Source organism: Telluria sp. ZB4P34 (assembly GCF_059686055.1).
Window position 1 is genome coordinate 16,937 of sequence record NZ_JCASIF010000002.1, and the last position, 19,639, is coordinate 36,575.

Below are 19,639 nucleotides of genomic sequence, written 5' to 3' on the forward strand. Positions count from 1 at the left end.
GCGAGCACCGAAGGCCGGCAGCGCCAGCGCGGCAGTCCGGGCCGACCCGTAACCAGGCTCTTTCCTGTTCGACTAAATAGTACGTACGCTTCTTCCTACATGGATAGAAGTGCGCTTCCTATATGGTCTGCACGAGCCTCATCCCATGATGCTTACACCCATCCACATGAGGAGAAACGAATGAACAAGAAATTACAGACTGTCCTGCTGGGCGGCGTCATGGCCCTGGCACTGGCGGCGTGCAGCGGTACCGGCACCGGCTCCGGTTCGAGCGACAGCGGCAGCAGCGGCGCCTCGGGCGCGACGGGGACCAGCAGCTCCGGCTCCATGGGCACGGGCACCTCGGGTTCAGGCTCGATGGGCACCGGCACCTCCGAGTCGGGCACGACCGGCACCACGGGCACTACCGGCACCACGGGCACGACCGGCACCACGGGCACGACCGGCACCACGGGCACTTCCAGCACCACCGGCACCTCGGCCACCCCGACGAATTCGTCGACCACCGGCACCGGCCGCTAAGCGGCAGGCACCGAAAGGGGGCCGGCCCGCCGGCCCATGGCCTGGTTGCTCGCAACCAGGCTTTTTCTCGTCCATGTCCAACCAGGCCTGTCGCCCGGTCGCTTAGAATGGACGCATCCCGGTCCTTCCCTCCCCACCATGAAACACTGGCTCGCGCGCCTGCTCGGCCGCACTCCCGATGACGCGCAGAGCGCGTCCAGCGCGCAGCGCACTAACGGGATCGCCGCGCAAACTGTGGCAAATCCGCCACCATTGCTCGACATTGACCTGGTTTTTTTTCGCTGGCTCCTTGGCCCCACCGTGCATGTCGGAGAGACGCACGAGCAATTGATCCTGGACGCGCTGACGCGGCTGGCGCGCCAGCCCGAGCTTGCCGCCGACCTGGTTCCGCGCGTGCCCGCCGTGGTCCCGCAACTGCTGCGCAGCCTGCGCGACGAGGACATGTCGGCAACGGATCTGGCGCGCCAGCTTGCCCAGGACGTGACCCTGGTTGCCGAGCTCATCCGGGAAGTCAACAGCCCCTGGTACCGCCCGACCGCGCCGGTGCGCAATATCGAAGGGGCCCTCATGCTGCTCGGCCACAATGGCCTGCGCATGCTGCTGGCGCGCGTGGCCTTCCGCCCCGTGATCAGCGCCCAGACCGGCCGCCTGGCGCGCCAGGCCGCGCCCCAGGTCTGGCGCCATGCCGAGCAATGCGCGGATGCGTCCGCCATGGCTGCGCCGGCCCTTGGCGCCGACCCGTTCGAGGCCTATCTTGCGGGGCTGGTGCAGAACGTCGGACTGATCGTTGCGTTCCGCCTGGCCGACCAGATCGACGCGGGCGCGGCATTTCCGCAATCCGCGGCCTTCGCCCGCGCGCTGCAGGACAGCGCACGCCTGCTGTCGGCGCGGATCGCAGCGCTGTGGGCGTTTCCGCCCGCGGTCGGGCAGGCGGTCCTGCACGCCGGGCAGCCGGGGAGCCCGCCCCTTGCGCGGGCCCTGCACGAGGGCGACCGGCTTGCCAGGCTGCGGCTATTGCGCGATGCCGGCGCCGAGGGCATCGAGGAGGAGGTGGCAGGCCTGCCCGACGCGCAGCAGCGCATCCTCGAACGCCTGCGCTCGATCCAGGAGTAAATTCGCGCACACCATGGTCTGTCTGACTGATGCCGGGCACGCGACCGCGAACTTCCGTCGGGGTGATCTGGTCCAGGGGACCGGATTACGCTCGGCCGACCGCGCGTTCGGTTCCGGCCCTCGTGCAGCCGGATGCGGCTCGCTTGTTCGCCGATCGTGTCCTGCGCCAGGCATCCTGCCCGGCGTCCGCTTGGCCATTCGTCTATAATCGCCATTCACTGTTGCGAACGTCACTGCGCGCTCAATGCCTTTCGATCTGAAGAAACATCTCCCGAAACCAGGAACCCGTTTTGCCCTGCCGGCGCTGCACGGCTCGGGCGACGCCTATGCACTCGCCACCGCCGCCCTGGCGCTCAAGGGCAAGCAGCAAGTGCTCACCGTTATCGTGGCCAATGCCAGCGACGGCCAGCGCCTGCTCGACGAGATTCCCTGGTTCGCGGACGGCAAGTTGTCCTGCCACCTGCTGCCGGACTGGGAAACCCTGCCCTACGACGCTTTCTCGCCGCACCAGGACCTGGTGTCCGAGCGCCTCGCGACGCTGCACGAGATCCGCAACGGCCAGTGCGACGTGCTGCTGGTGCCTGCCACCACCGCGCTGGTGCGGCTGGCGCCGCCGTCCTTCCTGGCGGCCTACACCTTCTTCTTCCGCCAGGGCGAACGACTGGACGAAACCAGGTTGAAGGCGCAGCTGACACTTGCTGGCTACTCCCATGTTTCGCAGGTGATGTCGCCGGGCGAATACTCGGTGCGCGGCGGCCTGATCGACCTGTTCCCGATGGGCTCCGCCCTGCCCTACCGCCTCGACCTGTTCGGCGACGAGATCGAGTCGATCCGGACCTTCGATGCCGACACCCAGCGCTCGCTGTATCCGGTGAAGGAAGTGCGCCTGCTGCCCGGGCGCGAATTCCCGATGGACGAGGCGGCGCGCAGCGCCTTCCGGGGCCGCTGGCGCGAACGCTTCGAGGGCGATCCTTCGCGCTCGCCGATCTACCGCGACATCGGCAGCGGCATCGCCTCGGCCGGCATCGAATACTACCTTCCGCTGTTTTTCGAAGAGACCGCAAGCCTGTTCGATTACCTGCCCCCGGACGGGACACTGGCCCTGGTGGGCGACATCGACGCCGCGATCGGGCGCTTCTGGCTCGATACCGAATCGCGCTACAAGTTCCTGAAAAGCGACCGCGAACGGCCGATCCTCGAGCCGCGCGAGCTGTTTTTGGGCGCCGAGGCTTTCTTCACCTGCGCCAAGCCGCATGGGCGCTGGAGCATCGCCAGGGACGCCGGCGCGCCCGCGTCCGAGCTGTCGGCGCCAATCCCGGACATCGCGGTCAACCGCCGCCTGGACGACCCGCTGGCCAAGCTGCGCGAGTACATTGATCGACAGGACGCGCGCGTGATGGTGGTTGCCGATTCGGCCGGCCGCCGCGAGACCCTGCAGCAGTACTTCCACGAATACGGGCTGGAGCTGGCCGCGGTCGAGGGCTTCGAAGGCTTCCGGTCGAGCGACGCGAAACTGGCGCTCGGCGTGGCCCCGCTGCAGGCCGGATTCGAGCTGGGCGAGGAGCAGGCCGGCCGCCTGGTCTTCATCACCGAGACCGAGCTGTATGCGGGCTCCGGCCGGCGCGCCGGCAAGAAAAAGCAGGAAGCGACGAGCCAGGTCGAATCGATGGTGCGCGACCTGTCGGAGCTGAAGATTGGCGACCCGGTGGTGCACATCAACCACGGCATCGGCCGCTACATGGGCCTGGAAAGCCTCGATCTGGGCGAAGGCGAGACCGAGTTCCTGCACCTGGAATACGCCAAGGAGACCAAGCTGTATGTGCCGGTCTCGCAGCTGCACGTGATCTCGCGCTATTCGGGCGCGTCGCCCGAGGACGCACCACTGCACGCGCTCGGCTCCGGCCAGTGGGACAAGGCCAAGAGAAAGGCCGCCGAGCAGGTGCGCGACACCGCCGCCGAGCTGCTCAACCTGTATGCGCGGCGCGCCGCGCGCCAGGGTCATGCCTTCGAATACTCGAGCATCGACTACGAGAACTTCGCCGCCAGCTTCGGCTTCGACGAAACCCCGGACCAGGCCGAGGCGATCCACAACGTCATCAAGGACATGGCTTCGGGCCGCCCGATGGACCGCCTGGTGTGCGGCGACGTCGGCTTCGGCAAGACCGAGGTGGCGCTGCGCGCCGCCTTCATTGCCGTCATGGGCGGCAAGCAGGTGGCGATCCTCGCGCCGACCACGCTGCTGGCCGAGCAGCATGCCCAGACCTTCGCCGACCGCTTCGCCGACTGGCCGGTGAAGATCGCCGAGCTGTCGCGCTTCCGCACCGGCAAGGAAATCAACAATGCGATCAAGGGCATGGCCGACGGCACGCTCGACATCGTGATCGGCACCCATAAACTGCTGTCGCCGGACGTGAAGTTCACGCGCCTGGGGCTGGTCATCATCGACGAGGAACACCGCTTCGGCGTGCGCCAGAAGGAGGCGCTCAAGGCGCTGCGCGCCGAGGTCGACGTGCTGACGCTGACCGCGACCCCGATCCCGCGCACCCTCGGCATGGCGCTCGAGGGACTGCGCGACTTCTCGATCATCGCTACCGCGCCGCAGAAGCGCCTGGCGATCAAGACCTTCGTTCGCAGCGAAGACGGTTCCGTCATCCGCGAAGCCTGCCTGCGCGAACTGAAGCGCGGCGGCCAGATCTACTTCCTGCACAATGAGGTCGAGACCATCGAGAACCGCCGCGCCATGTTGCAGGAGCTCCTGCCGGAAGCGCGCATCGGCCTGGCCCACGGCCAGATGCACGAGCGCGACCTGGAAAAGGTGATGCGCGACTTCGTGGCGCAGCGCTACAACATCCTGCTGTGCACCACCATCATCGAGACCGGCATCGACGTGCCGACCGCGAACACCATCCTCATGCACCGCGCCGACCGCTTCGGGCTGGCCCAGCTGCACCAGCTGCGCGGACGCGTGGGCCGCTCGCACCACCAGGCCTATGCCTACCTGCTGGTGAACGACGTGACGGGCCTCACCAAGCAGGCGCAGCGCCGGCTGGACGCGATCCAGGCGATGGAAGAACTGGGCAGCGGCTTCTACCTGGCCATGCACGACCTGGAAATCCGCGGCGCCGGCGAGGTGCTCGGCGAGAACCAGTCCGGCGAGATGCTGGAGGTCGGGTTCCAGCTGTATTCCGACATGCTGAACGAAGCCGTCAGGTCCCTCAAGGCGGGCAAGGAGCCGGACCTGGCCGCGCCGCTGTCCTCCACCACGGAGATCAACCTGCACGTGCCGGCCCTGCTGCCTTCGGACTACTGCGGCGACGTGCACGAGCGCCTGTCGATCTACAAGCGCCTGGCCAACTGCGAGAGCCAGGACAAGATCGACGCCATGCAGGAAGAACTGATCGACCGCTTCGGCAAGATGCCGGACCAGGTCAAGGCGCTGATCGAGACGCACCGCCTGCGCATCGCCGCGAAATCGGTGGGCATCGTCAAGATCGACGCGCACGGCGAAGCGGCCAACCTGCAGTTCATGGAGAAGCCGCCGATCGATCCGGTCAGGATCATCACCCTGATCCAGACGAACCGCCACATCAAGCTGGCCGGCCAGGACAGGCTGCGCATCACCGCCAGCATGCCCGACCTGGCCGCACGCGTGACGCAGGTAAAACAGACCATCAAACAACTGCTCGCCTGAGCCCTTACCGAAGCCTTAGCCATGACCATGAACCTGGTGCTCCAGGGGCCGCAAGCCTCGCCAGAAACGCTCGAACGACTCGCCGCGCTGGCCATGCCGCGCCGTGTGACGCGCCTGGGCGGACACGCCCTGCGCTGCGAAGACCTGGCGTTCTCGAAGGAGCTGAAGGAGCGCATCGATGCGGCCGCCTTCGACGCCGGGGTGGATGCCAGCTTCATCGAGGCCGGCCGCACGCTGGGCGACTTCGGCCTGGTGGCGATGGACATGGACTCGACCCTGATCACCATCGAATGCATCGACGAGATCGCCGACATGCAGGGCCTGAAGCCCCAGGTCGCCGAGATCACCGAGGCGGCCATGCGTGGCGAGCTCGATTTCGCCGCCAGCCTGACGCGCCGGGTGGCGCTGCTCGAAGGCCTCGACGCCGGCGCCCTGCAGCGTGTCTACGACGAGCGCCTGCGCATCTCGATGGGCGGCGAAGCGATGCTGCAGGCGGTGCAGGCGGCCGGCCTGAAGACCCTGCTCGTGTCCGGCGGATTTACCTTCTTCACGGACCGCCTCAAGGAGCGCCTGTCGCTCGACTTCACGCACGCCAACGTACTGGAGGTAGCGAACGGCAGGCTGACCGGCCGCGTGCTCGGCGGCATCGTCGACGCGGAAGAAAAGATGCGCACCGTCGCGCGCGCGTGCGCGCAACTGGGCATCGATCCGTCGCGCGCGATCGTGATGGGCGACGGCGCCAACGACCTCAGGATGATGGGCATTGCCGGCCTGTCGGTCGCCTTCCGCGCGAAGCCGGTGGTGCGCGCCCAGGCCTCGGTGGCGCTCAATTTCTCCGGCCTCGATGGCCTGCTGACGATCCTCCAGTAAGTCTCTAGCTTCCTGCCTGGCGCCCTGCGCCCTGCATCTCGGCGATCGCCGCCTTGTAGTGGCCGGAAGCCTTGAGCCGCTCCAGGTAGCGGATCGGGCGGCGCTTGTCCATGCCGATCGTGTAATTCAGGGTGCCGCGGGCGCCGCAGTGTTGCTCGCAGCTGCGGCCGGCGCCGGGCACGCGGTCGCTGATCGTCAACTGGCCCTGGACCACGCCGACCCTCATCACGCACACCGGCAAGCCCGGCGCCGGGGCCTCGCCTTCGCGGTAGACGAAGGCGCCATCCTCGTGGCGCGCCATCGCGGCGATGGTGCAGGTGTGGCCATTGTAGAAGTTGAGGCGTGCGCGGACATAGATGTGCTCCTTGTCGAAGGGTACGATCTCGACCACGTCCTCGGCCTGGTAGCTGTCGTCCTCCTTGCCCGGCACCACGATGCCGTTGGTGAAGCGGTGCTTGTACACGCCTGCCATTTGCCGCATCAATTCTTGCGGGGCCGCCGTATCCCGTGCAGCCACAGGCGGCGCCAGGCAGGCAAGCAAACAAGCGGGCAAGCAAGAAAAACTGCCGAGCCTCATGTGCAGAAAAGTATTTTTCATCGTCAGCCGAACTCCCGTTGTTGCACAAGTTTCGCATGAATTCCTGGTTCCACGTAGCTCATCGACGCAGCGCAAAGAGTGCGGGGTGCACGTTTGGTTGCGCTGCGATGCTGGTCTAATCTTGGGATGCGGCCGCGCCGCGGCTGCACCTCATTCGACAGGAGCATGCCATGTCCATTCCGGCCGTTCGCACGTCGTATCCCATCCTTTCCAGTCCTCACGATTCAACGCGCAGCTGCGACCGGCCGCGACCCGGGCGCCGGCAATTCCTGCGTGGACTCCCGGCGCTGGCCGGCACGCTGGCGCTCGCGCCGCAAGCCGTGCAGGCGCAGCGCAGCGCCGGCTGGTGCGCGACCTGGGGCTGTGCGCCGGCCGGGCCGCCCCCTTCCATCAGCCCCTACCGGTACAGTTTCAGCGGGCAAACACTGCGCCTCATCGTGCGCGCCAGCATCGGCGGCAACCGCGTGCGGGTACGTCTGTCGAATGAAATGGGCAGCACCCCGCTGACCGTGGGTGCGGCGCAGATCGGCCTGCGCAACGCCGGCCAGGCCGTGATCGCCGGATCGAACCATCCCCTCACGTTCGGCGGGCGCAGCGCGGTCACCATCCAGCCAGGCTCGCCCATGGTGTCGGATCCGGTCTTCATGGGGGTGCCGGCCTTTGCCGACCTGGCCATCAGCCTGTTCTTTCCCGGCGCCGTGGTCGCCAATACGATCCACCGCGATGCCTGGCAGGCGAACTACCTCTCCACGGCCGGCAACTTCACGGCCAACACCAGTTTCCCTGTGTCGCGCTCGATCGCCTCCTGGCCCTTTCTCACCGAAGTGGACGTCGACGGCGGCGCGCCCTGCGTGGTGGCCATCGGCGATTCGCTCACGGACGGCCAGGGCAGCAGCGCCAACCTGCAGCGCCGCTGGCCCGACTACCTGGCGCGCCGGCTGCAGGCGGAACTCGGCGCGGCCGGCCGGATCGGCGTGGTCAACCGCGGCATTGCCGGCAACCGGCTGTTGCTGGACGATCCGAACGCCCTGCTGGCCGGCCGCGACGTGCTGGAACGCTTCGACCGGGATGTCCTGGCCACCCCGGGTGTGCGCGCGGTGATCGTCGCCATCGGGATCAACGACATCGTCTACGCCTCGGGTACGGCCCTGGGCGAGATGCGCGACGACCTGATTGCCGGCTACCGCCAGCTCATCTACCGGGCGCACGCGCGGGGCCTGGGGATCATGGGCGCAACGCTGCCGCCGATGAACGGCTTCGTCTACTACACGGCGGCGCGCGAGGCGGTACGCCAGCAGGTCAACAGCTGGCTGCGCGCGTCGAACGCATTCGACACCCTGGTCGACTGGGACCTGGTGCTGCGCGACCCGGCGGCGCCGACGCGGCTGAGCAGCGCGTACAACAGCCGTGACTGGCTGCACCCGAACGATGCCGGCTACCAGGCGCTGGCCGCTGCCGTGCCGCTGGGAGAGCTGAGCGCGCTGATGGTGTGAGCCATCAGGTGCGGAATTATGTGGAAACGGGGACGCGTAACAAGATGTAATTCTGTGCGTCGTGACGCGCGGCTTTTTCTATCATGGTCGTATCAGGAGACCGCCATGAAGAAATTTATCTTTGTTACCGCATCCTTGGCCGTGCTGGCCGGCTGCGCTTCGCCTGGGCCGAACTACTACGGCAGCCAGGCTTATCCGCGCTCGGGCGATCCGAGCCAATGGCAAGTCGTCTCGGTCACGCCGGTGCCGCTGGGCACGGGCGCCCGCGCGGCCGCCAACGGCGAGACCGGTGTCACCACCTACCGCAGCGCGCCGGTGGTGGTGCAGCAGCAACCGCTGTACGGCGCACACCCCGGCGCACAACCGGTGTACGGCGCACAACCGGTGTACGGCGGCTATCCGGTCTACGGACCGCAACCGGTATACGTCCCGCAGCCCGTGTACACGCCGCGTTACTACTACCCGCCGGTCTCGATCGGGCTCGGCTTCAATTTCGGCCGCGGCTGGGGTCACCATCGCGGCTGGGGTGGGCATATCGGGACGCGTTTCCCGCACCGCTACCGCCGCTGAACGCGGCAGGTGCGAACGACGAAGCCGGCAGCGATGCCGGCTTTTTTACGACCACTCCGGCCGGTGGCCCGGTCAATGGCCGTGGTGCAGGCGCTCGTACTCGTCCGCCTCCGCCTTGGTGGCGTGCACGATGCCGTCCGGATGCTCCGGCGGCGTGTACAGGGTGTACAGGCGCATCGGCTCGGACTGCGAGGTGTTGATCACGTTGTGCAAGGTGCCCGCCGGGATGACGACGGCCACGCCGTCTTCCAGCCGGTGCTGCTCGGCATCCAGGATGGCCATGCCCTCGCCCGCCTCGACGCGGATGAACTGGTCGTGCCCCTCATGGCGCTCCTGGCCGATCTCCTCGCCCGGCTGCAGGGTCATGATGACGAGCTGGCTGCGCTCGGTGGTGTACAGCACTTCGCGGAAGTTGTTTCCTGCAAGGGTTTTTCCTTCAATATTGATGCTATAGCCCGCCATTGCTCTTCTCCTGAAAACGACACATGCGGCTGTTGCCGCGTCGTCTACATTGTATAAGAGCCAAGCGAAACGCGTCTGGCGCCGCCGCGCCTAGCGCAAGCCGAACAGGTCGTGGGCGTCGAGCAGCGCATAGGCGATCTCGGGCCGCTCGCTCAGGCGGCGCCGCACCGCCGCCGGCACCGACTGGCGCGCCTTCTTGCACAGGCCGGGCTTTTCTTCCAGCACCACGATGATGCCGCGCACCGTGCGCACCTCGTTCGGCCCCGGTTCGATGCGCAGTTCGGCGCCCAGGTTGTTCCGCACCAGGGCCTGGACGTGCTTCAGGTCCTCAAAGCTCACGATGCGTTCGATGCGCTCGACCAGCTTCTGCTCCTGCTGGCGGGTCAGCGCGAGCGGACGGTGGTCGGCATGGGGATCGGCCATGACATGCGCGCGATCGCACACGCAGGCGCCCGGCGGGCACTCCGTGCGAACGGGAAAAGGAAACGGCGAAACAGGATCGGTCACGCTGGCATGGAAAGGAGTCGTGGGGTCGGCTGCAATTCTACATCCCCCGAGCGCCTCCACCATGTGCATGACGGTCGCGTCACGCGCGCAGGGCGCCCTGAATTTGCACCCGCGCGGCGCGCGCGGCAGGAAGTTGCCGAGCACGCGTGGCAACGAAAGCCGGCGCTCACCATGGCTGCGCCGGAATCGCGGATTCCTCGAGCGCCTGCCCGTCCAGCCCATGCAGCAGCTGCAGGGCATTCGGCACCGCCTCGAAGGCCGCCGTATTGTCGAAGATGCACCAGCAGTCGCGTCCAGCGGCGAGCTGGCGCGCCAGCTCGCGGCGCACCGATTCGACGTACTCCGGCGTGTAGCGCGAATAATAGATGCGCGGCCTACCGTGCAGCCGCACATAGACCGTGCCGGTGCTGGTGGGAACGTGCGGTCCCGGCTGGCCCGCGGCCGGGTCGGCGATCACGCGCGCGACCCGGCTCTCCTGCAGCAACTCGGTTGCCGCTTCCGAGAACCAGCCCGGGTGGCGCGCCTCGAAGGCGATTGCACAGCCGAAGATGCCGTGCAGCTGGCGAAAGAACAGGCGCGCCGCCTCGTCCACGAAACCGAACTTCGGCGGCAACTGCACCAGCAGGCAGCCCAGCTTCTCGCCCAGTTCCCCGGCCTCCAGGGCGAACTGCACCAGCTGCTGCTCGACGTTCTCCAGGCGTGCGTCGTGCGTGATGGCGCGCGGCACCTTGACGGCGAAGCGGAAGTCGTCGGGCACGCAGGCCGCCCACTTCGCATAGGTGGCCGGACGGTGCGGGCGGTAGAACGACGAGTTGATCTCCACCGCCGGGAACACGGCGGCGTAGCGCTCGAGGTGGCTGCCCTCGACGGGAAAGGAGGTGGCGTCGGCCTTCGGCAGGCTCCAGCCCGCGGTGCCGACCAGCAGGCGGCCTGGCGATGGTGGGGATGCTGTCATTGGTCTGGCAAGAATGGCAATGCCCCGATTCTACGGACTGGCCGGCTGTGGCGGCGCATGGCTGGCGGCAGCGGTGCGCGGCCCTGGGGCCATCGTCATACAATAGGCGCGACCATTCTTGAACCGTAGGGGAGACCCGAAATGAGCGAAGCGATCCATGTCGTCTGTCCGGAATGCGATGCCGTGAACCGGCTGGGCCTGGCGCGCCTGCGTGACGCCCCCGTGTGCGGCAAATGCGCTGGCGCCCTGTTCGCCGGCCGCCCGCTCGACGTCGACGACGCCCGCTTCACGAAGCACGTCGCGCGCAACGACATCCCGGTGCTGGTCGACTTCTGGGCCGACTGGTGCGGCCCCTGCAAGATGATGGCGCCCCACTTCGCGCAGGCGGCGCAGCGCCTCGAGCCTTCGCTGCGCCTGCTGAAGGTGGATACCGAACGCAGCCAGGACCTGGCCGCCCGGCTCGCCATCCGCAGCATCCCCACGCTGGCCCTGTTCCGGGGCGGACGCGAAGTCGCGCGCCAGGCCGGGGCCATGGATGCCAACCGGCTGGTCGCCTGGGTCGAGTCGCACGTGGGCCGGGGTTGACGTGCCGGTCTTGAAGAATCGGTCCACGGACCTCATGTTGGTAAAACGGCAGCATTGGCTGCTACAATGCATCGCTTACCGGGCGTTTCCGGTGTCCCCTTGAGGAGAATGCTGATGTCGCAAGACCTGGTGATGGATCGCGGAACCGAAGACGCCAAGCAGTTCGCGCGTATCCTGTACATCGCACACGCCCTGACCTTCCTGTTCTCGGCAGGCCTGTTGTCGATCCTGGTGCTGATCGTCAACTACGTCAAGCGCCCGGAGACCCAGGGCAGCATCGTCTATTCGCACCACACCTGGATGATCCGTGCGTTCTGGTGGTACCTGGCGTGGTCGGTCTTGGCCTGGGTGCTGGCCGCCACCATCATCGGCATCCCGATCGCCCTGGTCGTCTGGGGCGCCGCCTGGCTGTGGGCCGCCTACCGCATCATCCGCGGTTTCCTGGACCTGAACAGCAACCGGGCGATGCCGGTCTGACGGCCAGCCCGACGTCGAGCCCCAGCAAACGCCGACCATCCTGCTCTACGCAGGGTGGTCCGCGACACGCAGCCGGCTCTGCCGGCCGCGCGTTCAGCCGACGCCTGCCCTGCAGCGAAACGTGCAAGGCTTCAGAGCCGCCCCAATGCCTGCTCGAGGTCGGCGATCAGGTCATCCGTCTCTTCAAGCCCGATATTGAAGCGCACCAGTGTGCCGGCCTCGTCCCACTGGCTGCGGATCGCGCGGATCCGGTACGGCATCACCAGGCTGTTCGGTCCGCCCCAGCTGTAGCCGAGGCCGAACAGGCGCAGGGCGTCGACGAAGCGGTCGGTCTGCTCTTCCGTATAGCGCGGGGCGAACAGCACCGAGAACAGTCCGCCGGCGCCCTTGAAGTCGCGGCGCCAGTGCGCATGGCCCGGGCAATCCTCGAAGGCCGGGTGCAGCACCTTGCCGATTTCAGGGCGCGCCTTCAGCCACGCCGCCACCTTGCGCGCGCCCGCGTCATGGGCCTCGAAGCGCAGCTTCATGCTCGGCAGGCCGCGCATCACCAGGTAGGCATCGTCGGCGCCGACGCCCAGGCCGAGGCGCATATGGGCCTGCGCCAGCCGGTCGTTCAGGGCCCGCTCCCGGGTGATCACGGCGCCCATCAGGAGGTCGGCGCCGCCCGACTGGTACTTGGTCAGCGCATGCATGACGATGTCGGCGCCGACGTCGAAGCCACGCAGCGCCAGGCCGGCCGACCAGGTATTATCGAGCGCGACGGGCACGCCCTTCGCCTTCGCCGCCGCGCAGATGCCTGGGAGGTCCGGCACTTCCATCGACACCGAACCCGGCGCCTCGGTCCAGACCAGCTGCGTGTTCGGCTGGATCAGGCCCGCGATGCCGGCGCCGATCATCGGGTCGTAAAAGCGTGCGCTGACGCCGAAGTCCTGCGACAGCCAGCGGCCCAGTTCGCGGTTCGGGTTGTAGACGTTTTCCGGCAGCAGCACGTCGTCGCCGCTCTTGAGCAGGGCGAAGTTGATCATTGCGATCGCCGCCAGTCCCGAGGGCGCCAGCAGGCAGTGGCTGCCGCCTTCGATCGCGGCCAGGCGCGCTTCCAGCGTGAACGTGGTCGGGGTGCCGTGCAAGCCGTAGGTGTAGGCGGTCTTGTCCTTCCACTGGCTCGACCGCATCGCGGCGACGTTTTCGAACAGCACCGTCGAGGCGCGGTGGATCCCCGGCGGGAAGGCGTCGAAGCCGCCGGGCGCCTGGTAGTCGCTGTGGATCAGGGAGGTCTGGACGGTCTTCTTGTCACTCATCTGCGCGCGCCTCCTGCAAGAACTCAGGCCACCGTGGCCCACAGGTCGTGGGCGTCGGCCTTGGTGATGACCACGTCGATGAACTGGCCCACTTGGGGCTTGGCCTTGCCCGGCTGGAGCGCGCGCTTGATGTGGACCACGCCGTCGATTTCCGGCGCGTCGGCGGCGCTACGTCCGATCGCTTCGCGGGCGCCGACTTCGTCGACCAGCACGCGCATGGTCTTGCCGACCTTGGCCTGCATCCGCTTGAGGGAGATCTCTTCCTGCAGCAGCATGACGCGGGCGCGGCGCTCTTCGCGCACCGCTTCCGGCACCGGATTGTCCAGCAGGTTGGCGGTGGCGCCTTCCACCGGCGAGTAGGCGAAGCAGCCCAGGCGGTCGATCTGCGCCTCGCGCAGGAAGTCCAGCAGGTAGTCGAATTCTTCTTCCGTCTCGCCCGGGAAGCCGGCGATGAAGGTGGAGCGGATGGTCAGGTCCGGGTTCATCCGGCGCCACGCCAGGATGCGGTCCAGGTTCTTCTCGCCACTGGCCGGGCGCTTCATGCGCTTGAGCACATCCGGGTGCGCATGCTGCATCGGGATGTCGAGGTAAGGCAGCACGTGGCCGTCGCCCATCAGCGGAATCACCTGGTCGACGTGCGGGTACGGGTAGACGTAGTGCATGCGCACCCAGGCGTCGTACTGGCGCGCCATCTTGCCCAGTTCTTCGGTGAGCTGGGTCATGTGGGTCTTGACCGGACGGCCGTTCCAGAAGCCGGTACGGAACTTGACGTCCACGCCATAGGCGCTGGTGTCCTGCGAGATGATCAACAGTTCCTTCACGCCCGCCTTGAACAGGTTCTCCGCTTCCTGCAGCACCTCGTGGATCGGGCGCGACACCAGGTCGCCGCGCATCGACGGGATGATGCAGAAGCTGCAGCGGTGGTTGCAGCCCTCTGAGATCTTCAGGTAGGCGTAGTGCTTCGGGGTCAGCTTGACGCCGTGGTCCGGCATCAGGTCGACGAAAGGATCATGCGGTTTCGGCAGGTGCAGGTGGACCGATTGCATCACTTCGGTCACCGCGTGCGGGCCGGTCACGGCCAGCACCTTCGGGTGCACCTTGGTGATGATGTCGTCGCCTGCCGCATCTTTCTTGGCGCCGAGGCAGCCGGTGACGATCACCTTGCCGTTCTCGGCCAGCGCCTCGCCGATCGCATCCAGCGATTCCTGCACCGCGGCGTCGATGAAGCCGCAGGTGTTGACGATCACGAGGTCGGCGCCGGTGTACGAGTTGGCGGTTTGGTAGCCCTCCGCGCGCAATTGGGTCAGGATCTGTTCGGAATCGACCAGCGCCTTCGGGCAGCCGAGCGACACGAAGCCGACCTTCGGCGCGGCCACGCCCGCTGCCGGGCTCGGGATGACGAGCGCGGGCGCAGCTGCGGCTGCTGCGGCTGTTGCGGCTGAGGTGTCGGCGGAAGCTGCGGGAATACGGCGAAGTTCGGTCATGGGCGGACGACAAAGAATCTGGGCAATCCGCGATTGTACCTGAACCGGGTGGGCCGGTGGAACCAGGAGGATGGATTGCCGACCCAAGGCTGAGCCGGCAAGTGTCGCAAAACGACGATATCTTGCCAGGTGATTACTTCTTGTCGGTCGGCGGCGTCATGCCCGGGAAGGGAAAGGCGCCGAACATCGCCTTGCTCTGGCTTTGCATCTGCTCCTGCATCTGCAGGAACAGGTTCTTGGACTGGTCGATGTAGTTGTTCATCATGCCTTGCATCATCGGACCCTGGACATTCATGAACTGGGTCCACATTTCCGGGCTGAAGGGCTTGCCCTCCAGGGCGCCGGCGGCGTTGCTGGTGAACTTGTTCTGGATGTCGGTGAAGGCCTGCACGTTCTTTTCCAGGTACGAGCCCATCATGCCCTGCATGGCGTGGCCGTAGTAACGGATGATCTGTGACAGCACCGAACTGGAGAACATCGGCGCGCCGTTGGCCTCCTCTTCCAGGATGATCTGGAGCAGGATGCTGCGGGTCAGGTCTTCGTTGCTCTTGGCGTCGACGACAGTGAATTCGTCGGCGTCGAGCACCAGCTGCTTCACGTCGGTCAAGGTAATGTAGGAACTGGTCTGGGTGTCGTACAGACGGCGGTTCGGATACTTCTTGATCAGGCGTTCGGCACTCTTTTTCACACTGCTCATCTCATGTCTCATCGTTGTGCGTTGCAGTATGGGCAGGCCGACTGCACGCTGTTTTTCTTGATTGGTTACCAGAAAAGCCCGGCCCCGTGGGCCGCTCCACCATGCAGGGTACGGCATGGCGGGACGGACAAGCCGACACCATACCACGACCCGCGCGCAGGTGCAGCAATTATTAGACTACAAACTTCCGTGGTGATTTTGATATGGTGGCCGGGCGCCTGGTGTAGGGTGGTCGGCTTTGCCGAACGCGCGTTCAACTTCCGGAAATTGAGCTACTGCGCATATCGGAGCTGAACGCGCGCACGGCAGAGCCGTGCACCCTACCGGGAATCAGTCGGCCCTGGCCTTGACATAGCGCCCCGGCGCCGGTTCGAGCGGCTGGTAGCGCTCGTTGCCGAAGGAGCCAGGCGCGGGTACGTCGGCGCCGCCGTTCTGGGCCAGGAACCCGGCCCACTCCGGCCACCAGCTGCCCTTCTGCTCGGTCGCCCCGGCGAACCAGGCCTCGGCCGTCTTCGGGCGCGCCTTCCCGCTCTTGTCATTGACCCAGTAGCTGCGCTTGTTCTTCGAGGCCGGGTTGATCACGCCCGCGATGTGGCCCGATGCGCCCAGCACGTAGCGGTTGGCCTTCGGATTCCTGGGATTGAGCAGGTTCATCGAGGCGAATGCCGCTTGCCATGGGACGATGTGGTCTTCCTTGGAGCCGTACAGGAAGACCGGGCAGTCGATGCGGCCCAGGTCGACCGGCACGCCGCAGACGGTGAGCGCGCCCGGCGCCTTGAGCTTGTTCTCGAGGTAGGTGTTGCGCAGGTACCAGCAGAACATCGGTCCCGGCAGGTTGGTGCTGTCGGCGTTCCAGTACAGCAGGTCGAAGGCCGGCGGCTCCTTGCCTTTCAGGTAGTTCTGCTGTACGTAGTTCCACACCAGGTCGTTCGGGCGCAGTGCCGAGAAGGTGGTGGCCAGGTCGCGGCCCGGCATCAGGCCGCCCTTGCCCAGGTTCTGCTCGCGCAGCGCCACCTGGGCTTCGTCCACGAACACTTCGAGCACGCCGGTATCCTGGAAGTCGAGCAGCGTGGTGAGCAGGGACAGGCTGGCGGCCGGCTGCTGGCCGCGCGCCGCCAGTACCGACAGGGCGGTGGCGGCGATGGTGCCGCCGACGCAGAAGCCGAACACGTGGGTCTTGTCCTGGCCGGTGATCTCGCGCACCGCCTCGATCGCCCGGATCGCGCCGGTCTCGACGTAGTCGTCCCAGGTGGTGGCGTCCAGCGTGCGATCCGGGTTGCGCCACGAGACCATGAACACCGTGTTGCCCTGCTCCACCACGTAGCGCACCAGCGAATTCTCGGGCTGCAAGTCGAGGATGTAGAACTTGTTGATGCACGGCGGGATCATCAGGAGCGGCACCGCCTTCACGGTGGGCGTGCTTGGGGTGTACTGGATCAGCTGGAACAGCTCGTTCTCGAACACCACCTGGCCAGGCGTGGTGCCGACGTTGCGGCCCACCTCGAAGGCCGACTCGTCGGTCTGCGAGATGCGGCCCTTCTGCATGTCGGCCAGCAGGTTGGCCAGGCCCTTCGTCAGGCTCTCGCCCTTGGTCTCGATCAGCTTTTTCTGCGCTTCCGGATTAGTGGCGAAGAAATTGGCGGGCGACATGGCGTCAACCATCTGCTGGACCGTGAATCGGATCTTCTGGCGCTCGCGCGGGCGGGCTTCGACGGCGTCGGCCAGGGCCAGCATGAATTCCGAGTTCAGCAGGTAGGATGCGGCCGAGAAGGCGGAAATCGGGTGCTCGCGCCATTCGGAGCTGGAAAAGCGCTTGTCATGGAATTCCGGCGTCTTGCCGCTCATGAAGTCCGTCCACAACTGGCTGGCCTTTTTCAGGTAGTCGTCACGGATGCTTTCCAGCTTGGCGGGCGCGATGCCGGCGCCGACGTCCTTCAGCAGGCCGGCTAGAGGATTGGCGCCCATCAGGTTGGCGCCATTCGCCGCAGGCCCCGCGGCAGGCATCGTCATCCAGCCCTGCCAGAGACTCGGGTCGGTGAACTGGTTCATCCAGGAAGCGGCGAGGGCTTGTGGGTCGGGCATGTTCATGTCAGCATCCGTTTATCTGAAATCTGCAATCTAGCAAAGCTTGGGAGAAGCGCATGTGGATCGTTGCCGTTGCCTGGATTTACGTGGTCGCCCTGATGGCAGCGACCGAACCGACCATCGTGCACGGCCTGATGACGTTCCTGTTCTATTGCGCCCTGCCATTATCCATCCTTTTCTATTTGACTGGGTCGAAACGCCGTCGCGCGCGCCGTGAAGCGCAGGCGCGCAGCAACGCGGCAGCAAGCGGAACCGACGGTGGCGCAGTTCCGGCAATAGCCGGCTCGAAACATTGTGCGGCGGACGCTTCCGGCTGCAACGGCGCCGACGGCGGCGATGGGGGTGGCGGCGACTGAACATTCTTGTCCAGCCAGGCCGCGGTCATTTGATCCAGATCAGGCTGGCCTGACGGCCGGTGACGTGGTCGCGCCGATAGGAATAAAAGCGCTGCGCCGCCGTGAACGTGCACAGGCCGCCGCCATGCACGCGGCTGACGCCCTCGCGCGCGAGCATCAGGCGGGCCAGGGTGAACATATCAGCCAAAAATTTTACCGGTTGGTCAGATTTCGGCCTGAAGGCCGCCAGCGTCGCCACGCCCGGCATGGTGGCCAGGAAGGCCTCGCGCACCTCGCCGCCCACCTCGAAGGCGTCCGGACCGATCGCCGGTCCCATCCATGCCGTGATCTCGCCTGCGCCTGCCTCCCGCATCGCGCGCACGGTCGCGCCCAGCACGCCGCCGGCCAGCCCGCGCCAGCCGGCATGGGCCGCGCCCACCACCTTGCCGTCCAGGCTGGCGAACAGCACCGGCAGGCAGTCGGCCGTCAGGATCGCGCACACGGCGCCGGGCACCGTCGCGATGCTGGCGTCGCCCGTCCGCACCGGCTGGTCCGGGCCCATCGTGCAGGCGTCGACCACGTCGGCGCCGTGGACCTGGGCGATCCAGGCGGGGCGGCCCGGCAGGAAGGCCTGCAGGCGCTCACGGTTGCTGCGCACGGCGTCCTGATCGTCGCCGCAGTGCAGGCCGAGGTTGAGCCCGCCCCCGCCCTTGCCGTCGTCATAGGCGCCGCGGCTCACCCCGCCATCGCGGCTGGTGGCCAGGGCGCCGACGTTTTCCGGCAGGTCCGGCCACGCCGGCCACACCAGTGCCGCGCGGTCCATCATGCGCCGGTGTCGTCGAAGTTGCTGTCCACGCCCGGCTCCTCGATGCCGGCGCGCGCGATCAGCTCGGCGAAGTCGGCCGCCAGCGGCACCGTCCATTCGCAGGCCGCGCCCGTGCCCGGATGCACCAGGCCGAGGCGGCGCGCCTGCAGGGCCTGGCGGTGGAACACCGGCGTCAGGTGCTGCTTGCCGTACACCGAATCGCCCACCAGCGCGAAGCCGAGGTGCTGCATGTGCACGCGGATCTGGTGGGTGCGGCCGGTTTCCAGGCTGCAGCGCACCAGCGACACCGGGCGGCGGTCGAGGTCGCCGACCGCCACGCGCTTGTAGTGGGTGATGGCCGGCTTGCCGAACATGCCGGTCGAGACGGCCATCTTGACGCGGTCGCGCGGGTGGCGGCCCATCGAGGCATTGATGGTGCCGGACAGCTGCGGCGTGCCCCAGACCAGGGCGAAGTATTCGCGCTTGACGGTGCGCGCCTGCAGCTGGCGCACCAGGTCGGTCTGGGCCGCCAGGGTCTTGCCGACCACCATCAGGCCGCTGGTGTCCTTGTCGAGGCGGTGCACGATGCCGGCGCGCGGCACGCCCACCAGTTGCGGGCAATGGTGCAGGAGGCCGTTGAGCAGGGTGCCGGACCAGTTACCGGCGCCCGGATGCACGACCAGCCCGGCCGGCTTGTTGATGACGAGGATGTCCTCGTCCTCGAACACGATATTCAGGGCAATGGCTTCCGGCGCGAAGGCGGTGTCTTCCGGCGCCGCCTGTGGTTCGATCAGCACGGTCTCGTCGCCGTAGGCGGTGTCCTTGCCGCGCGCCGGCTTGCCGTCGACCTTGACGAAGCCGCCTTCGAACCACAGCTGCAGCCGGCTGCGCGAGAACTGCGGCACCAGGCCGGCGATCACCTTGTCGAGGCGCTGGCCGCAGACCTCCGGCGTCAGCTGCAGGGTGATCGGCGACAGGTCGGGACCGGAAGACAGGTCGAACCCGCCCTCCAGATCATCGTCCAGGTCGGAGTCGAGAGGCATTTCGGCCGGCATTTCCGCCGAATTCGGCGCAGGAGTTAATATCACGTGA

Annotated in this window: 19 protein-coding genes; 9 read left to right on the forward strand and 10 right to left on the reverse strand. The window is 66.9% G+C overall.

Features of this window, described 5'->3' with window-relative positions; translation table 11 throughout:
• The first annotated feature begins 180 nt into the window (after positions 1 to 180).
• The 4 genes from AC56KL_RS04535 to serB all read left to right on the forward strand — a co-directional run bounded on the left by AC56KL_RS04535 (position 181) and on the right by serB (position 6,196).
• The gene (locus AC56KL_RS04535) at positions 181 to 522 is read left to right on the forward strand and encodes a hypothetical protein (protein WP_497178972.1); all 342 of its coding nucleotides are present in this window, start codon (positions 181 to 183) and stop codon (positions 520 to 522) included.
• A gap of 300 nt (positions 523 to 822) precedes the next feature.
• On the forward strand, positions 823 to 1,635 hold the full coding sequence (locus AC56KL_RS04540) for an HDOD domain-containing protein (RefSeq protein ID WP_497178973.1): 813 nt from the start codon (positions 823 to 825) through the stop codon (positions 1,633 to 1,635).
• 244 nt (positions 1,636 to 1,879) lie between these two features.
• Positions 1,880 to 5,326: a transcription-repair coupling factor gene (gene mfd / locus AC56KL_RS04545; protein WP_497178974.1), complete on the forward strand. Its 3,447-nt coding sequence runs from the start codon at positions 1,880 to 1,882 to the stop codon at positions 5,324 to 5,326.
• Between the two features lie 27 nt (positions 5,327 to 5,353).
• Entirely contained in the window at positions 5,354 to 6,196 is an 843-nt protein-coding gene (serB, locus tag AC56KL_RS04550; RefSeq protein ID WP_497179415.1) for a phosphoserine phosphatase SerB, read from the forward strand.
• Between the two features lie 4 nt (positions 6,197 to 6,200).
• Here serB and AC56KL_RS04555 read toward each other — a convergent pair whose 3' ends face one another.
• Positions 6,201 to 6,668, reverse strand: a complete 468-nt coding sequence (locus tag AC56KL_RS04555; protein WP_497178975.1) for a hypothetical protein — start codon at positions 6,666 to 6,668, stop codon at positions 6,201 to 6,203.
• A gap of 296 nt (positions 6,669 to 6,964) precedes the next feature.
• Between AC56KL_RS04555 and AC56KL_RS04560 the strand changes: the two genes are divergently transcribed.
• Together AC56KL_RS04560 and AC56KL_RS04565 are read left to right on the forward strand one after the other, a co-directional pair.
• Positions 6,965 to 8,287: an SGNH/GDSL hydrolase family protein gene (locus tag AC56KL_RS04560; RefSeq protein WP_497178976.1), complete on the forward strand. Its 1,323-nt coding sequence runs from the start codon at positions 6,965 to 6,967 to the stop codon at positions 8,285 to 8,287.
• Positions 8,288 to 8,392: 105 nt separating this feature from the next.
• Positions 8,393 to 8,857: a hypothetical protein gene (locus tag AC56KL_RS04565; RefSeq protein WP_497178977.1), complete on the forward strand. Its 465-nt coding sequence runs from the start codon at positions 8,393 to 8,395 to the stop codon at positions 8,855 to 8,857.
• Between the two features lie 72 nt (positions 8,858 to 8,929).
• On the opposite strand, the gene AC56KL_RS04570 is transcribed toward AC56KL_RS04565, so the two are convergent.
• The 3 genes from AC56KL_RS04570 to AC56KL_RS04580 form a co-directional block, all read right to left on the reverse strand.
• Entirely contained in the window at positions 8,930 to 9,319 is a 390-nt protein-coding gene (locus AC56KL_RS04570) for a cupin domain-containing protein (RefSeq protein ID WP_497178978.1), read from the reverse strand.
• 90 nt (positions 9,320 to 9,409) lie between these two features.
• Positions 9,410 to 9,742, reverse strand: coding sequence for a hypothetical protein (locus AC56KL_RS04575; RefSeq protein ID WP_497178979.1), 333 nt, complete (start codon positions 9,740 to 9,742; stop codon positions 9,410 to 9,412).
• Positions 9,743 to 9,992: 250 nt separating this feature from the next.
• Positions 9,993 to 10,781 carry a DUF72 domain-containing protein gene (locus AC56KL_RS04580; RefSeq protein WP_497178980.1) on the reverse strand — a complete coding sequence of 263 codons (789 nt, stop codon included), beginning with the start codon at positions 10,779 to 10,781 and terminating at the stop codon, positions 9,993 to 9,995.
• Positions 10,782 to 10,922: 141 nt separating this feature from the next.
• Here AC56KL_RS04580 and trxC point away from each other — a divergent pair, with 141 nt between their 5' ends.
• Entirely contained in the window at positions 10,923 to 11,366 is a 444-nt protein-coding gene (gene trxC / locus AC56KL_RS04585) for a thioredoxin TrxC (protein ID WP_497178981.1), read from the forward strand.
• Positions 11,367 to 11,480: 114 nt separating this feature from the next.
• Positions 11,481 to 11,843, forward strand: coding sequence for a DUF4870 family protein (locus AC56KL_RS04590; protein ID WP_497178982.1), 363 nt, complete (start codon positions 11,481 to 11,483; stop codon positions 11,841 to 11,843).
• 131 nt (positions 11,844 to 11,974) lie between these two features.
• Here AC56KL_RS04590 and AC56KL_RS04595 read toward each other — a convergent pair whose 3' ends face one another.
• From AC56KL_RS04595 to phaC, 4 genes are all read right to left on the reverse strand, one after another.
• Positions 11,975 to 13,141: a cystathionine beta-lyase gene (locus AC56KL_RS04595; RefSeq protein ID WP_497178983.1), complete on the reverse strand. Its 1,167-nt coding sequence runs from the start codon at positions 13,139 to 13,141 to the stop codon at positions 11,975 to 11,977.
• A gap of 23 nt (positions 13,142 to 13,164) precedes the next feature.
• Positions 13,165 to 14,625, reverse strand: coding sequence for a 30S ribosomal protein S12 methylthiotransferase RimO (gene rimO / locus AC56KL_RS04600; protein WP_497178984.1), 1,461 nt, complete (start codon positions 14,623 to 14,625; stop codon positions 13,165 to 13,167).
• A gap of 133 nt (positions 14,626 to 14,758) precedes the next feature.
• A complete protein-coding gene (gene phaR, locus AC56KL_RS04605) occupies positions 14,759 to 15,322 on the reverse strand; it encodes a polyhydroxyalkanoate synthesis repressor PhaR (RefSeq protein ID WP_497178985.1) in 564 nt (187 codons plus the stop codon).
• A gap of 330 nt (positions 15,323 to 15,652) precedes the next feature.
• The gene (phaC, locus tag AC56KL_RS04610; protein WP_497178986.1) at positions 15,653 to 17,410 is read right to left on the reverse strand and encodes a class I poly(R)-hydroxyalkanoic acid synthase; all 1,758 of its coding nucleotides are present in this window, start codon (positions 17,408 to 17,410) and stop codon (positions 15,653 to 15,655) included.
• A 53-nt stretch (positions 17,411 to 17,463) separates the two neighbouring features.
• Here phaC and AC56KL_RS04615 point away from each other — a divergent pair, with 53 nt between their 5' ends.
• Positions 17,464 to 17,763, forward strand: a complete 300-nt coding sequence (locus tag AC56KL_RS04615; protein WP_497178987.1) for a hypothetical protein — start codon at positions 17,464 to 17,466, stop codon at positions 17,761 to 17,763.
• 25 nt (positions 17,764 to 17,788) lie between these two features.
• Here AC56KL_RS04615 and pgeF read toward each other — a convergent pair whose 3' ends face one another.
• Both pgeF and AC56KL_RS04625 read right to left on the reverse strand, forming a co-directional pair.
• Entirely contained in the window at positions 17,789 to 18,565 is a 777-nt protein-coding gene (pgeF, locus tag AC56KL_RS04620; RefSeq protein ID WP_497179416.1) for a peptidoglycan editing factor PgeF, read from the reverse strand.
• Positions 18,565 to 19,590 carry an RluA family pseudouridine synthase gene (locus AC56KL_RS04625; protein WP_497178988.1) on the reverse strand — a complete coding sequence of 342 codons (1,026 nt, stop codon included), beginning with the start codon at positions 19,588 to 19,590 and terminating at the stop codon, positions 18,565 to 18,567. The genes pgeF and AC56KL_RS04625 overlap by 1 nt, the downstream gene beginning before the upstream one ends.
• Positions 19,591 to 19,639: the final 49 nt, after the last annotated feature.

Excerpts from the sequence above, each read along its gene's own strand:
- AC56KL_RS04590 (WP_497178982.1), top strand. The coding sequence starts at position 11,481 with ATGTCGCAAGACCTGGTGATGGATCGCGGAACCGAAGACGCCAAGCAG.
- AC56KL_RS04595 (WP_497178983.1), bottom strand. The coding sequence starts at position 13,141 with ATGAGTGACAAGAAGACCGTCCAGACCTCCCTGATCCACAGCGACTAC.
- phaC (WP_497178986.1), bottom strand. The coding sequence starts at position 17,410 with ATGAACATGCCCGACCCACAAGCCCTCGCCGCTTCCTGGATGAACCAG.
- phaR (WP_497178985.1), bottom strand. The coding sequence starts at position 15,322 with ATGAGCAGTGTGAAAAAGAGTGCCGAACGCCTGATCAAGAAGTATCCG.
- AC56KL_RS04555 (WP_497178975.1), bottom strand. The coding sequence starts at position 6,668 with ATGGCAGGCGTGTACAAGCACCGCTTCACCAACGGCATCGTGGTGCCG.
- AC56KL_RS04570 (WP_497178978.1), bottom strand. The coding sequence starts at position 9,319 with ATGGCGGGCTATAGCATCAATATTGAAGGAAAAACCCTTGCAGGAAAC.
- AC56KL_RS04560 (WP_497178976.1), top strand. The coding sequence starts at position 6,965 with ATGTCCATTCCGGCCGTTCGCACGTCGTATCCCATCCTTTCCAGTCCT.
- serB (WP_497179415.1), top strand. The coding sequence starts at position 5,354 with ATGAACCTGGTGCTCCAGGGGCCGCAAGCCTCGCCAGAAACGCTCGAA.
- AC56KL_RS04575 (WP_497178979.1), bottom strand. The coding sequence starts at position 9,742 with ATGGCCGATCCCCATGCCGACCACCGTCCGCTCGCGCTGACCCGCCAG.
- mfd (WP_497178974.1), top strand. The coding sequence starts at position 1,880 with ATGCCTTTCGATCTGAAGAAACATCTCCCGAAACCAGGAACCCGTTTT.
- AC56KL_RS04615 (WP_497178987.1), top strand. The coding sequence starts at position 17,464 with ATGTGGATCGTTGCCGTTGCCTGGATTTACGTGGTCGCCCTGATGGCA.
- AC56KL_RS04625 (WP_497178988.1), bottom strand. The coding sequence starts at position 19,590 with ATGCCTCTCGACTCCGACCTGGACGATGATCTGGAGGGCGGGTTCGAC.
- AC56KL_RS04580 (WP_497178980.1), bottom strand. The coding sequence starts at position 10,781 with ATGACAGCATCCCCACCATCGCCAGGCCGCCTGCTGGTCGGCACCGCG.
- trxC (WP_497178981.1), top strand. The coding sequence starts at position 10,923 with ATGAGCGAAGCGATCCATGTCGTCTGTCCGGAATGCGATGCCGTGAAC.
- pgeF (WP_497179416.1), bottom strand. The coding sequence starts at position 18,565 with ATGGACCGCGCGGCACTGGTGTGGCCGGCGTGGCCGGACCTGCCGGAA.
- AC56KL_RS04535 (WP_497178972.1), top strand. The coding sequence starts at position 181 with ATGAACAAGAAATTACAGACTGTCCTGCTGGGCGGCGTCATGGCCCTG.
- AC56KL_RS04565 (WP_497178977.1), top strand. The coding sequence starts at position 8,393 with ATGAAGAAATTTATCTTTGTTACCGCATCCTTGGCCGTGCTGGCCGGC.
- rimO (WP_497178984.1), bottom strand. The coding sequence starts at position 14,625 with ATGACCGAACTTCGCCGTATTCCCGCAGCTTCCGCCGACACCTCAGCC.